Raw genomic sequence first — 13788 nt, 5'->3', positions numbered from 1 at the left:
GTATACATAGTCAGTAATGAAATTATTCATTAATGTCGTCGTAGCTGATCCCCATTTCATCCATTAGCGCTTTCGCTTCTGCGGGTAGATCATCTGGGCGATCTTTACGAATATCGTCATCCGTTGGTAATGGCTGACCTGTGTAAGCATGAAGGAAAGCTTCACAAAGTAGCTCACTATTGGTTGCGTGGCGTAGGTTGTTCACCTGACGACGAGTACGTTCATCAGTAAGAATTTTAAGCACCTTCAATGGAATCGAAACAGTAATTTTTTTTACTTGTTCGTTTTTCTTACCGTGTTCTGCGTAAGGGCTAATATATTCGCCATTCCACTCAGCCATGTTTTACCTTCTCAGCGATATTGGGTTAATGATGTGGTAACAGGAGCGACACCCTCTGTTAGCAACGGGATTGTAGGGCGGCGATATTACGTCAACATCGCGGTTTTGTCCCGTATTGAACAGAAAAATAACACTAAGGTGAGCACTGTTTTTTTGTTATGGCTGAATTTTAGCGGGATTTACCGCCATAAGCAAAGACATATAGACGTCTGGATGTGTTGACGTCTTGTTTTGTTGTGGTTAAAGTTGTTATAAATTTATTATTTTGGGATCAAGCCTCCCCGACAAGGAATGTTATTATGAGTGATAAGCGACTGGCGACAATTGCAGTGAGAACAGGCATCGATAGTGATTCACAGTACCATGCTGTCGTCCCACCGATTTATTTAACATCGACCTATAGCTTTCCTGCTTTTGGGGAAGTGCCACAATATGATTATTCTCGCTCAGGTAACCCAACCCGTAATACGCTTGCTGATGCATTAAGTGAATTAGAAGGCGGTGCTGGTGGCGTGGTGACCAGTTGTGGTACGGCGGCAATGAATTTATTGGTAACGGCATTACTTGGTCCAGATGACTTAATTGTGGCTCCTCATGATTGTTATGGTGGCACCTACCGTTTATTTAATACTCGTGCTAATAAAGGCGACTTTAAGGTCGAGTTTGTCGATCAGTCCGATCAAGAAGCACTGGCTGCTGCGTTAGCAAAAAAGCCGAAATTAATCTGGGTTGAAACTCCATCAAACCCTCTAGTGCGCGTTGTTGATATCACCGCACTGTGTCAGCAAGCCAAAGAAGTTGGCTGCTTAGTCGCCGTGGATAACACCTTCCTTTCTCCTTTACTGCAACAGCCTATCGCACTAGGCGCAGATTTTGTTGTGCATTCAACCACTAAATACCTTAACGGGCACTCCGATGTGGTTGGCGGTGTCTTGATTTCTAAAGATGCTGAAATGGCAGAGACTATTGCATGGTGGGCAAACTGTATTGGTGCGACTGGTGCGCCATTTGATGCTTACTTAACCTTGCGTGGGCTAAGAACGTTAGCACCACGAATGAGAATGCATGAAGAAAATGGTGTGGCAGTGCTGGAGTATTTACAACAGCAAGCTATGGTTGGGACGATTTATCACCCAAGTTTGCCATCGCACCCAGGACACGATATTGCCAAGCGTCAGCAAAAAGGCTTTGGCTCAATGATGAGTTTTGAATTCGCGGGTAGCCAAGCGCAGTTGGAAGTGTTCGTCAAAGAATTAAAACTGTTTTCATTGGCAGAATCATTAGGTGGAACAGAGAGTTTAATTGCCCATCCCTCAAGCATGACTCACCGTGCAATGTCTGATGAAGCACAAGCAGAAGCGGGTATTTCGACGTCACTGTTACGTCTTTCTGTTGGTTTAGAAGATCCCCGTGACTTGGTGGCTGATTTAGAGCAAGCCTTTAATCTGGCTGCGGAGGCGCATTAATGACTCAAGCATCACGCCAATTACATAAATTTGGGGGTAGTAGCTTAGCTGATCCTGAGTGCTATCGCCGAGTGGCTGATATTCTTGCTGAATATTCAGATACTAATGATCTCATTGTGGTATCGGCAGCAGGAAAAACGACTAACCAATTAATATTATGGCTAGAGCAATTAGAGATAGATGGACGTCAAGCACACGAAACCTTGTTGTCGCTTCGCAGCTATCAGCAACAACTTATTGAAGCCTTAATTGTTCAACCAACAGCTGAATTATTGATCCAACAATTGCATGATGATTTAGCTACCATTGCCCGCTATGGTGAAAGTGCTATTAACCGAGCTGAGCGGAGTACGATCCAAGGTTTTGGTGAAGTTTGGTCTGCTCGCTTATTAGCAGCACTCTTGAGCCAACGTGATTTTGCGGCAAAATATTTGGATTCTCGTTTATTTTTACGAGCAGAGCACGCTGCACAACCTGAAGTGGATAGCCGAGCTTCAAAACCATTACTCCAACAGCAAATTGCACAACATAACCATCATCGTTTAGTGATCACCGGGTTTATGGCACAAAATACCCAAGGTGAAACCGTTTTATTAGGTCGCAATGGTTCTGACTATTCAGCGACGATCATCGGCGCATTAGCTGATGTTGCGAAAGTAACGATCTGGAGTGATGTTGCTGGGGTGTATAGTGCCGATCCTCGCAAAGTGAATGATGCGTGTTTATTGCCTTTGCTAAGACTAGATGAAGCTAATGAGTTAGCCCGTTTGGCAGCTCCCGTATTACATAGCCGCACTTTACAGCCAGTAGCACAAAGTGCGATTGATTTGATGCTGCGTTGTAGTCATCAACCTGAATCAGGTTCAACCCGAGTTGAACGCGTATTAGCTTCAGGGCGTGGCGCTAAGATTGTTTCTTCATTAGATGATGTGTGTCTCATTGAGGTTGATGTTCCTCGTGGGATGGATGTTGAGCATGTGCAAGAAGATCTGGAACGTTTACTTTCACGTCATCAGTTAGTCCCACTGGCACAGAGCCTTGAGCTGAGTAAAGGCCGTATTATGCTGGCTTATACTCATGAAGTCGTCAATGGGGTACTTAGCTTGCTGCAAGACAGTGGTATGCCTGCCGAATTACGTTTACGTGAAGGTTTCTCAATGGTGGCTGCTGTGGGAGCAGGGGTGACCAATAACCCTATTCATTGTCATGGCTTTTATCAGCAGTTAAAAGGCTTGCCTGTAGAGTTTATGACTGAAGCAGAATCTGGGCTGAGTCTGGTTGCTGTACTACGTCAGGTTGAAACAGAGCTGTTAGTTAAAGGTATTCACCAAGCATTATTTCAAGCGCAAAAGCGTGTTGGTTTAGTGCTCTGTGGTAAAGGCAATATTGGCAGCCGCTGGCTAGAATTGTTTGAGCGAGAAAAAGCTGCGCTAGAAAAACGTCACGGCATTAGTTTTACCTTGATTGGCGTGTTAGATAGTCGTCGTCAATGGGTTAACTTTGATGGCATTGAGCCACAGTTAGCATTAACTCAATTTGAGCAAGAAGCGATTGAATATCGAGATGATGAGCTCTTCTCTCAGATTGCTAATGCTGATTATGACGATGTGATAGTTCTTGATGTGACTGCAAGTTGTGAGTTATCAAAACGCTACCCTGAAATTGCTGAGCATGGTTTGCATTTGATTTCTGCTAATAAAGTAGCGGGCTCGGCAAGTAGCCAAGATTACCATTCAGTGATTGACGCCTTTGCTAAAAGTAGTCGTCATTGGCTTTATAACGCCACCGTTGGCGCAGGATTGCCGGTGAATCATACCGTCCGTGATTTACGTGAAAGCGGTGATCAGATCATTGCGGTATCCGGTATTTTCTCGGGCACACTATCATGGCTGTTCCAGCAATATGATGGCAGTGTTCCTTTTTCTGAATTGGTCGAGCAAGCGTGGCAGCAAGGCTTAACTGAGCCGGATCCTCGACATGATTTAGATGGCAGTGATGTGATGCGTAAGCTGGTGATCCTTGCTCGTGAATCAGGTCTTGATATTGAGCCTGAACATGTGAAAGTAGAAAGTTTAGTACCTGAAGCGTTGGCTTCGCTATCTGTTGAGCAGTTTTTTGAACAAGCGGCTTTGCTAGATGAAATTCTCGCTGAGCGCTTAGAAAGTGCCCGTGAAGAAGATAAGGTGCTACGTTATGTGGCGCGCTTAGATCGTCACGGTAAAGCCCATGTAGGAGTTGAGGCATTAGCTCAAGAGCATGCATTAGCGAATTTACTGCCTTGCGATAATATCTTTGCGATTGAAAGCCATTGGTATCGTGATAATCCATTGGTGATCCGAGGCCCTGGTGCTGGGCGCGATGTTACCGCTGGGGCATTGTTGTCAGATATTAACCGCTTAGCTTCTCTACTTTAACCGTGACATATCATAGTTAGATGCACTTAACAGAAAGCCTGCACCAGCAGGCTTTTTTGTGCGCTTTATTTATCGTAAATAGCAATGCACGCCTATTAATAAATGACATAAAAAAACCGCCGTAAAAACGGCGGTTTATTATTAGTTATGGATAAGGTGCTTAGTAAATAGCAACAGGGCTATTATCTGCATCCATATCTTTTAGTTCTGCAAGTACTTCTTCAGCCCAGTCAATCCACGCTTGACGGTTATGTAAACCACGACGAAGCGTTAAACGATCTAGACGCTGTTGGCGATCCATTGATTTGTAATCGCTAAAGTGGAGCTTTTCTAGTTCTTTGTAATGACTGATCAGGGTGTGAGATTCATCAATCAATGCAGCTAATTGTTGTTGCATTGGTAGTGAATTGTGAACACCACAAACGAGTAGTTTTGCTGAAAACTCATCACGAGTAGTTGGATTGCGTGCTGGCTCTTCGAACCAATTAAATAGTGCTTGGCGACCCGCATCGGTGATGGCATAGACTTTACGATCCGGTTTACCTTCTTGAGGCTCGAGGCGACATGTTACTTGATCGTTAGCAGCCATCTTATTTAGTTCACGATACACCTGTTGGTGGCTCGCTTTCCAAAAGTAGCCAATACTATGAGAAAACTCTTTTGTTATATCATAACCCGTTGCTTCTCGATTGCTTAGCACGGTTAAAATTACGTGTGGTAGTGACATCTCTTCTATCCGTTAAATACGTCAAATAAAAACAACAACCAAACTTGATTACTAACGCTTCGTAATGGCGTTTTTTATTTATAATCTTAAGGTCTTACAGTTTGGTTGAGACCGCATACAATATCATTAATTTGCTCAATATCGATACTTCAATATGAATTATCTGTTAAACGAGCTTGCAAAATTATTATCTTGTGACATTACTTCGACGGCAATAAAAAGCCGGTACCACTAAATTATGAATAAAAAATATTCACCATTGCTCATATCGAAGTACAACTATCATAGCCTTATTAAGAAACATAATGCTGTATCATAAGTGAGACAAAAAAGATTTTTCTTAACATATCGATAAATAAGTTGAAAAAAAAGGGCCTTTAAAAAGGCCCTTTGTGATCAGCATTATATTTTAGCCTGTATTACGCATACCAGTCGCAATACCTGCAATCGTAACCATTAATGCTTCTTCTAATTCAGAAGGCAGTTCTTCCTGCTGACGAGTACGATATAGTAACTCAGCTTGAAGCATGTTAAGTGGTTCTACATAAATGTTACGTAATCGGATTGACTCGGCACCCCAAGGATCTTGCTCCATAAGGTGATCGTTATTTTCAACAGTAAGGACTGTTTTAATATCTTTCCCTAATTGATCACGTAGCTTTTGACCTAAAGGCCATAGTGCTTCATCTGTTAGACGTTCATCATAGTATTTCGCAATTTCAATATTGGTTTTGGTGTAAACCATCTCTAGCATGCCGAGACGAGTTGAGAAGAATGGCCATTCACGACACATTTCTTCAAGCAACTTAGCGTGACCTTTATCAATTGAGTATTGAATTGCTTCACCTGCACCTAACCATGCTGGCAGTAGCAAGCGGTTCTGACTCCATGCGAAAATCCATGGGATTGCACGTAAGCTTTCAACGCCACCTTGTGGGTTACGTTTTGCAGGGCGTGAACCGAGTGGTAGTTTACCTAATTCAAGCTCAGGAGTTGCCGCGCGGAAGTATGGGACGAACTCTGGATCAACGCGTACAACGTTACGGTAGGCTTCACAAGAGATCTCTGATAGTGAATCCATCAGATCGCGCCATTCTTGTTTTGGCTCAGGTGGTGGTAATAGGTTAGCTTCAAGAGTCGCACCTGCGTACAGGCTCAAGCTATTAATAGCCACTTCTGGTAAGCCAAGCTTAAAGCGGATCATTTCGCCTTGCTCGGTCACACGTAGACCACCTTTTAGGCTGCGTGGTGGCTGCGAAAGTAGTGCTGCATGTGCTGGTGCACCGCCACGACCGATACTACCGCCGCGACCGTGGAATAGGGTAATTTCAACGCCTGCTTTATCACATATATCAACCAGTTTTTCCATTGCGCTGTACTGTGCCCAGCCAGCTGACATTACACCCGCATCTTTTGCCGAGTCAGAGTAACCGATCATGACCATTTGATGGTTTTGAATAAAGCCACGGTACCAGTCGATGTTCAGCAGTTGCTCAATAACATCAGCGCCATTATTTAAGTCATCTAATGTTTCGAATAATGGACACACATCCATGCGGAACGGGCAGCCAGCTTCTTGTAGCAGTAAGTGCACTGCTAATACATCAGAAGCGGTACGGGCCATTGAAATAACGTATGCGCCTAAGGCTTCACGAGATTGCTCTGCAATTGCCTTACAGGTTTCAATCACTTCTTTAACTTCTGGAGATGGTTCCCAATTACGTGGAAGCAGTGGACGTTTTGATGATAGCTCACGAACAAGGAAAGCAATTTTATCTTGCTCGCTCCATTGGTCGTAATCGCCTAAACCTAAGTAGCGCGTTAGCTCAGAAATCACATCTGAGTGACGAGTACTTTCTTGGCGAATATCAAGGCGCACAAGGTGAACCCCGAAACACTTAATACGACGTAGCGTATCAAGTAACAGACCATCAGCAATGATTGCCATGCCACATTCATGTAGTGATTGGTAACAAGCGTGAAGCGGTTCCCATAGCTCTTCAACGTCTTGGATCAGAATATCTGAACCTGGCTTTTGACCTTTGATTTTGGCATCAAGGTTATCTCGAGTATGGGTTAATTTAGAGCGTAGCTGTTTTAAGATCGCACGGTAAGGTTCATGCTCTTCGCCTGCTAATTCACGCACTTTCTCATTACACTGAACCATTGAAAGTTCATTGATCAGCTCTTGAATATCAGTCAGGTAAAGATCAGCGGCTTTCCAGCGGGAAAGAAGCAATACTTCGCGAGTTACATTTGAGGTCACAAATGGGTTACCGTCACGGTCACCGCCCATCCATGATGAGAAAGTCACTGGTGATGCATCAAGAGGAAGTGATTCCCCAAGGTGCTGTTGCAGTTTTTCATCAAATAAACGTAGGAACTCAGGTACGGCTTGCCATAGTGAGTTTTCAATCACAGCATAGCCCCATTTCGCTTCATCTAGCGGTGTCGGGCGTTGCTGACGAATAACATCTGAGTGCCATGCTTGAGCAATTAACTGCTCTAAACGCTGCTCTACACGTGCACGCTCTGCCGTTGATAGTTCGCTTAATTCAAGCTGAGATAGGCATTTGTTGATCTGTACCAGTTTGTGGATCATGGTACGGCGTGCAATTTCAGTTGGGTGTGCGGTTAATACTAAATCGATATTCAGCTCACGAACCGCTTCGATAGAATCTAGCTGATTAACATCATTATTTTTGAGTTTATCGAATAACTCGTCGAGTGCGCCAGGGCTACATAATGTGGTTTCACATTGGCGAGAAATGGTGTGGTATTGCTCTGCAATATTTGTGAGGTTTAGGAATTGGCTAAATGCACGAGCAACGGGAAGTAATTGATCGTCCGGTAAGTTTTGTAGCTCATCAATGAGCTTTGCACGATCTTCTTCATTACCAGAATGCGCAGATTTTGATAATTTACGAATAGTTTCGACTTTATCTAACAGTTCGTCACCGTGTGCCGTTTTTATGGTATTGCCGAGCAAGTGGCCCAACATACTTACGTTACTTTTTAACGTGCTGTATTTCTCATTCATATCGCATCCATCTCGTAATTTTGTTACATCCAATTTATCAATCTAACAGACAATCTAGCCGTGATCTCACTTTGAGGTCAACTATCATTACATTTTCGGGCATTAAAACCATGCCATTTTGATTTTGGTCATAAACTAGATTGAAGTCTGTAATTTTGTTTCATTATTGCTCGTTTGATAACAAATAATGGTTAGTAATAATATTGTCGGAAACGCATGTCAAATAGATGAATGATGCAAAACGTTACAAAAAGATGATGAAATGGTTTTAAAAAAGATAACAAAAGAGGTGTTTTTAAGGCTTTATTGTTGACAGTACGTAAATTAACCAGTAAACATATAAATGCAACGCAAACGAATATTTTTTTGCTTGTATTAGCCGTAACCTGAGCAAGGAATGCCGGGTCTCTATTGTTAATTAAGGATGTTTTCACATGAACCAAGCGAAGCTTTTTACTCATACCTTCCGACGACGCTAAGTCATATTTCGCTTGGTGCGTAATGCGCCCCTCATATTGCTGTTCTCAGCACACCTTGTTACACGTTACTGCTGCAAAAATATAAACATAAAAGCCAATTTTGCGCCTGACGGTGACAACTATCATCAAGACTTAAATGGAATTTGTAATGTTAAAGACTCTAATTATCGGTGCAAGCGGCTATACCGGAGCTGAGCTTGCGAAAATGGTTACCCAACATCCTCACCTTGAGCTGGCTGGTTTATTTGTTTCTGAAAATAGTCTTGATGCAGGTAAGTTGCTCAGTGAGCTGCATGGTCAAGTAAAAGGTATTGTTGATTTACCGTTGCAACCGCTAGTTGATCCCAAAGCAATAGCTAAACAAGCAGATATCGTACTGCTGGCAACCGCACATCAAGTGAGTCATGACCTCGCTGCTGACTTTTTAGAACAAGGCTGTCAGGTGTTTGATTTATCAGGTGCATTTCGTGTTAAGGGCGATGATTTCTATACGCAGTACTATGGCTTTGAACATCAATATTCAGACTGGCTTGAGCAAGCAGTTTATGGTTTAGCTGAATGGAATCATGAAGCGATTGCTAGCGCACAGTTAATTGCTGTACCAGGTTGTTATCCAACCGCATCGCAATTGGCACTTAAGCCTCTTATTGAAGCGGGTTTACTTGATACCGAGCAGTGGCCAGTGATCAATGCGGTGAGTGGTGTGTCTGGTGCTGGACGTAAAGCCACCATGACCAACAGTTTCTGCGAAGTAAGCCTACAAGCTTATGGTTTATTCTCTCACCGTCACCAACCTGAAATCAGTACTCATCTCGGTCGCGACGTTATTTTTACTCCTCATCTTGGCAACTTTAAACGTGGCATTCTTGCAACTATTACAGCGAAGCTAGCACAAGGCGTTACGCTAGAGCAGGTAACGGAAGCATTGAACCTAGCATATGCATCTACAGCAGATAAACATGCGGTACGTCTTTTAGGGACACAAGCGGCACGTCTACAGAATGTGGTGGGGACTTGCTTCTGTGATATTGGCTGGCAGGTGGATGGTCAACACATTATTTTAACGTCTGCGATTGATAACCTGTTAAAAGGTGCCTCTTCGCAAGCGATGCAATGCATAAATATTCGAAATGGTTTCCCTCAATTAACCGCTTTAGTGTAGGAGTTCGATGATGAGTCAGGTTCCATTAGTCATTAAGTTAGGTGGTGCAGTACTTTCATGTACTGAAACGTTAGAAAAATTGTTTTCAGCGATTAATGCTTATCAAGAAAACTCTCATCGCCCACTGATGTTAGTGCATGGCGGCGGCTATTTGGTTGACGATTTAATGGCAAAGCTGCAATTACCAACAGTGAAAAAGCAGGGCTTACGTGTTACCCCAAGTGAACAAATTCCTGTGATTGCTGGCGCACTTGCTGGGACGGCAAACAAGCTGCTGCAAGGTCAGGCGATCAAATCAGGAGTTAAAGCTGTTGGCCTAAGTTTGGCTGATGGTGGTTTGTGTGAAGTTTCACAGTTAGATCCTGAGTTAGGCTCAGTAGGAAATGCAAAGCCGGGTAATGGCACACTGGTTTCACACATCATGGCATCGGGTTATATGCCAATCATTAGCTCGATTGGTTTAGATGCACAGGGCGAGTTAATGAATGTGAATGCGGATCAAGCAGCTGTTGCTGTGGCTGCTGCCGTTGATGGTGAGTTGGTATTACTCTCTGATGTGAGTGGTGTGTTAGATGGCAAAGGGCATTTGATTGAAACATTAACGGAAACCAAAGCGGAAGCGTTGATTGAACAAGCGGTGATCACTGATGGCATGATTGTCAAAGTGCGTGCAGCTTTCGATGCCGCTAAAGCCCTAGGTCGTCCAATTGAAGTGGCAAGCTGGCGTTATCCTGAAAAGTTAACCTCTTTGTTTGATGGGCAAAGTATCGGTACCAAATTTACTCTGTAATTGAATTTTAAATTAGCAATATTAAGCACATCGCCTGAACGGAATACCCGCAAGGCTGAGAAGGAGAGCAGCACATGAGCAAGATAAATAAAGTTGTATTGGCTTATTCGGGTGGTTTAGATACATCAGCCATTATTCCATGGTTGAAAGAGAACTATGACTGTGAAGTTGTCGCGTTCGTGGCAGATGTGGGTCAAGGTGAAGAAGAGCTAGAAGGCATTGAAGAGAAAGCGTTAGCTTCTGGTGCGTCAGCGTGTTACATCGCCGATCTTAAAGAAGAGATGGTAAAAGATTATATCTACCCATCACTTAAAACAGGTGCGGTATACGAAGGTAAATACCTGCTTGGTACTTCAATGGCACGTCCAATCATCGCTAAAGCACAAGTTGAATGTGCATTAGAAGTGGGTGCCGATGCACTGTGTCACGGTTGTACTGGTAAAGGTAATGATCAGGTGCGTTTTGAAGGTGCATTTGCCGCACTAGCACCACAATTAAAAGTAATCGCACCTTGGCGTGAGTGGGATCTACGTAGCCGTGAAGCACTGCTAGATTACCTTGCTGAGCGTAATATTCCATGTACTGCATCACTGGAGAAAATTTACTCTCGTGACGCGAATGCTTGGCATGTGTCAACCGAAGGTGGCGTACTGGAAGATACGTGGAACGCACCAAACGATCTCTGTTGGGTTTGGACAAAAGATCCAGAGCAAGCACCGGATCAAGCTGAAACAGTCACACTTAAGATTGAACAAGGTGAAGTGGTTGCCGTTGATGGTGAAGCAATGACGCCATACAACGTGCTGACTTACCTTAATGAAAAAGGTATCGAGCACGGTGTTGGTCGTATCGATATCGTTGAAAACCGTCTGGTTGGTATGAAGTCTCGTGGTTGTTATGAAACACCAGGGGGCACCATCATGATGGAAGCACTGCGTGCGGTTGAGCAGCTAGTACTCGATAAAGAATCGTTCGATTTCCGCCAAACATTGGGTCTTAAAGCATCGCACCTTATCTATGATGGTCGTTGGTTCACACCATTGTGTCAGTCTCTGCTTGCTGCAGCTGATGAGCTAGCAAAAGATGTTAGCGGTGAAGTTGTGGTGAAGCTATACAAAGGTCAAGCGACGGTGATCCAGAAGCGTTCAACTAACAGCTTGTACTCAGAAGAGTTTGCAACCTTCGGTGAAGATGAGGTTTACGATCACAGCCATGCTGGTGGTTTCATCCGTCTTTACTCGTTAGCAAGCCGTATTCGTGCGCTAAATAGCCAAAAGAAATAATCAGTAATACATTCAACGGGGCTCCCTACCTACGCCCCGTTGAATTCACGCCATAACAAGATAAGCAAGTCGATACGCAGAGCAAAGGAGAGGTACCATGGCATTATGGGGCGGACGTTTTAGTCAGGCAGCTGACACACGGTTTAAACAATTCAATGATTCACTGCGCTTTGACTACCGTCTTGCTGAGCAAGATATTGTTGGCTCAATCGCATGGTCTAAAGCCCTTCGTCAGGTCGATGTATTAACTGAGCAAGAGCAGCAAAAGCTTGAGTTGGCATTGAATGAACTAAAACTTGCTGTGATGGAAGATCCTGAGCAAATTTTACGTTCAGATGCGGAAGATATTCATAGTTGGGTCGAGCAACAGTTGATTGCCAAAGTCGGTGATTTAGGTAAGAAGCTTCATACCGGACGTTCACGTAATGATCAGGTAGCGACCGATTTAAAACTCTGGTGTCGTCAGCAAGGTCAGCAATTATTGTTAATGCTCGATCGCCTACAGCAGCAATTGGTGATGGTGGCTCGTGATCATCAAGCAACCGTATTGCCTGGTTATACTCACTTGCAACGTGCTCAGCCTGTGACGTTTGCCCATTGGTGTTTGGCTTATGTTGAGATGTTTGAACGAGACTATTCTCGTTTAACTGATGCGCTCGATCGTTTAGATACCTGTCCGTTAGGCTCTGGCGCACTGGCGGGTACGGCTTATCCGATTGATCGTGAAGTCTTGGCTCATAGCTTAGGTTTCCACCGTGCAACCCGAAACAGTTTAGATTCAGTCTCTGATCGCGATCATGTGATGGAGCTGCTTTCTACCGCTTCTATCTCTATGCTTCACTTATCTCGTATGGCAGAAGATCTGATTTTCTATAACTCAGGTGAATCTAACTTTATTGAGTTAGCCGATACCGTGACATCAGGTTCATCTTTGATGCCACAGAAGAAAAACCCAGATGCATTAGAACTTATTCGTGGTAAATGTGGGCGTGTGTATGGCGCGATGACTGGCATGATGATGACGGTTAAAGCCTTACCGCTTGCATACAACAAAGACATGCAAGAAGACAAAGAAGGCTTGTTTGACGCCCTTGATAGCTGGCATGACTGTATGGAAATGGCAGCGCTGTGTTTTGATGGTATCAAGGTCAACAAAGACCGTACTTTAGAAGCGGCTATGCAAGGTTATTCTAATGCAACAGAGCTTGCAGATTATTTGGTTGCGAAAGGTATTCCATTCCGTGAAGCGCACCATATTGTTGGTGTAGCAGTAGTGGCAGCAATTGCTAAAGGTTGTGCATTAGAAGAGTTATCACTTGAAGAGATGAAGCAATTCTCTGACGTGATTGATGACGACGTGTATCCAATTCTAACTATTGAATCGTGTTTAGATAAACGTTGTGCGCTCGGTGGTGTGGCACCAAATCAAGTGGATTACGCCATTGGTCAGGCTGAAAAACGCTTAGAAAAACGTTACTCACCAAGCGTGAAAGTGCGTGGCGCTCGCTTAACCGATCTTGATGCGATTGAAGGTATGGTGGTGTACTGGGCAGGGCTTGGTGAAAACTTACCGCGTAATCGCAATGAGTTAGTGCGTGATATTGGCTCGTTTGCGGTTGCTGAGCATCATGGTGTTGTGACAGGTTGTGCATCATTATATGTTTATGATTCAGGGCTTGCGGAAATTCGCTCTTTAGGTGTTGAAGCTGGTTGGCAACAGCAAGGTCAAGGCAAAGCCATTGTTGAGCATTTACTAGAAAAAGCCGAGCAAATGGCGATTAAGAAAGTCTTTGTTCTGACCCGTGTACCTGAGTTCTTTATGAAGCGAGGCTTTACTCCAACATCGAAATCCTTATTGCCAGAGAAGGTAATGAAAGATTGCGATCGCTGTCCTCGTCAGCATGCTTGTGATGAAGTCGCGCTTGAAGTGCGATTGGATCAGGAGCAGCGTATTCCGACAGTCAACGTTGCTTAATTGTAGTTATTTGCGAGATAGAAAAAAGCCCTCATGTGATGTGACCCCATAAAGTTGGACATTTCGGTTAAGCGGCTTGTAAGGCCTGATTTCGATATTCAATCGGAGTCAG

The 13788-nt window shown here is 43.9% G+C and carries 9 protein-coding genes; 6 read left to right on the top strand and 3 right to left on the bottom strand.

Annotated features, from left to right (window positions below; genetic code table 11):
- Positions 1-22: 22 nt before the first annotated feature.
- Positions 23-340, bottom strand: a complete 318-nt coding sequence (gene metJ, locus E5A76_RS10195; RefSeq protein ID WP_008988139.1) for a met regulon transcriptional regulator MetJ — start codon at positions 338-340, stop codon at positions 23-25.
- Positions 341-639: 299 nt separating this feature from the next.
- Here metJ and E5A76_RS10190 point away from each other — a divergent pair, with 299 nt between their 5' ends.
- On the top strand, positions 640-1806 hold the full coding sequence (locus E5A76_RS10190) for an O-succinylhomoserine (thiol)-lyase (RefSeq protein ID WP_161118863.1): 1167 nt from the start codon (positions 640-642) through the stop codon (positions 1804-1806).
- Positions 1806-4220, top strand: a complete 2415-nt coding sequence (locus E5A76_RS10185) for a bifunctional aspartate kinase/homoserine dehydrogenase II (RefSeq protein ID WP_161118862.1) — start codon at positions 1806-1808, stop codon at positions 4218-4220. The genes E5A76_RS10190 and E5A76_RS10185 overlap by 1 nt, the downstream gene beginning before the upstream one ends.
- Positions 4221-4380: 160 nt before the next feature.
- On the opposite strand, the gene E5A76_RS10180 is transcribed toward E5A76_RS10185, so the two are convergent.
- Together E5A76_RS10180 and ppc are read right to left on the bottom strand one after the other, a co-directional pair.
- Complete coding sequence (locus E5A76_RS10180) at positions 4381-4947, bottom strand: PadR family transcriptional regulator (protein ID WP_053987487.1); 567 nt, start codon at positions 4945-4947, stop codon at positions 4381-4383.
- Positions 4948-5356: 409 nt separating this feature from the next.
- Positions 5357-7987: a phosphoenolpyruvate carboxylase gene (gene ppc, locus E5A76_RS10175; RefSeq protein ID WP_161118861.1), complete on the bottom strand. Its 2631-nt coding sequence runs from the start codon at positions 7985-7987 to the stop codon at positions 5357-5359.
- A gap of 627 nt (positions 7988-8614) precedes the next feature.
- Here ppc and argC point away from each other — a divergent pair.
- From argC to argH, 4 genes are all read left to right on the top strand, one after another.
- Positions 8615-9628, top strand: a complete 1014-nt coding sequence (argC, locus tag E5A76_RS10170; protein ID WP_161118860.1) for an N-acetyl-gamma-glutamyl-phosphate reductase — start codon at positions 8615-8617, stop codon at positions 9626-9628.
- Between the two features lie 10 nt (positions 9629-9638).
- Entirely contained in the window at positions 9639-10418 is a 780-nt protein-coding gene (gene argB / locus E5A76_RS10165; RefSeq protein WP_161118864.1) for an acetylglutamate kinase, read from the top strand.
- A gap of 74 nt (positions 10419-10492) precedes the next feature.
- Positions 10493-11701 carry an argininosuccinate synthase gene (locus E5A76_RS10160; RefSeq protein ID WP_107166682.1) on the top strand — a complete coding sequence of 403 codons (1209 nt, stop codon included), beginning with the start codon at positions 10493-10495 and terminating at the stop codon, positions 11699-11701.
- Positions 11702-11798: 97 nt separating this feature from the next.
- Positions 11799-13676 carry an argininosuccinate lyase gene (gene argH, locus E5A76_RS10155; RefSeq protein ID WP_023933792.1) on the top strand — a complete coding sequence of 626 codons (1878 nt, stop codon included), beginning with the start codon at positions 11799-11801 and terminating at the stop codon, positions 13674-13676.
- Positions 13677-13788: the final 112 nt, after the last annotated feature.

This window comes from Photobacterium lucens (assembly GCF_009873615.1).
Lineage (GTDB): Bacteria > Pseudomonadota > Gammaproteobacteria > Enterobacterales > Vibrionaceae > Photobacterium > Photobacterium lucens.
This window is presented reverse-complemented; position numbering and strand designations above follow the sequence as displayed.

What these genes read in the sequence shown, in the direction of transcription:
- E5A76_RS10160 (WP_107166682.1), top strand. Translation starts at nt 10,493, where the DNA reads ATGAGCAAGATAAATAAAGTTGTATTGGCTTATTCGGGTGGTTTAGAT.
- argC (WP_161118860.1), top strand. Translation starts at nt 8,615, where the DNA reads ATGTTAAAGACTCTAATTATCGGTGCAAGCGGCTATACCGGAGCTGAG.
- ppc (WP_161118861.1), bottom strand. Translation starts at nt 7,987, where the DNA reads ATGAATGAGAAATACAGCACGTTAAAAAGTAACGTAAGTATGTTGGGC.
- E5A76_RS10180 (WP_053987487.1), bottom strand. Translation starts at nt 4,947, where the DNA reads ATGTCACTACCACACGTAATTTTAACCGTGCTAAGCAATCGAGAAGCA.
- metJ (WP_008988139.1), bottom strand. Translation starts at nt 340, where the DNA reads ATGGCTGAGTGGAATGGCGAATATATTAGCCCTTACGCAGAACACGGT.
- E5A76_RS10190 (WP_161118863.1), top strand. Translation starts at nt 640, where the DNA reads ATGAGTGATAAGCGACTGGCGACAATTGCAGTGAGAACAGGCATCGAT.
- E5A76_RS10185 (WP_161118862.1), top strand. Translation starts at nt 1,806, where the DNA reads ATGACTCAAGCATCACGCCAATTACATAAATTTGGGGGTAGTAGCTTA.
- argH (WP_023933792.1), top strand. Translation starts at nt 11,799, where the DNA reads ATGGCATTATGGGGCGGACGTTTTAGTCAGGCAGCTGACACACGGTTT.
- argB (WP_161118864.1), top strand. Translation starts at nt 9,639, where the DNA reads ATGAGTCAGGTTCCATTAGTCATTAAGTTAGGTGGTGCAGTACTTTCA.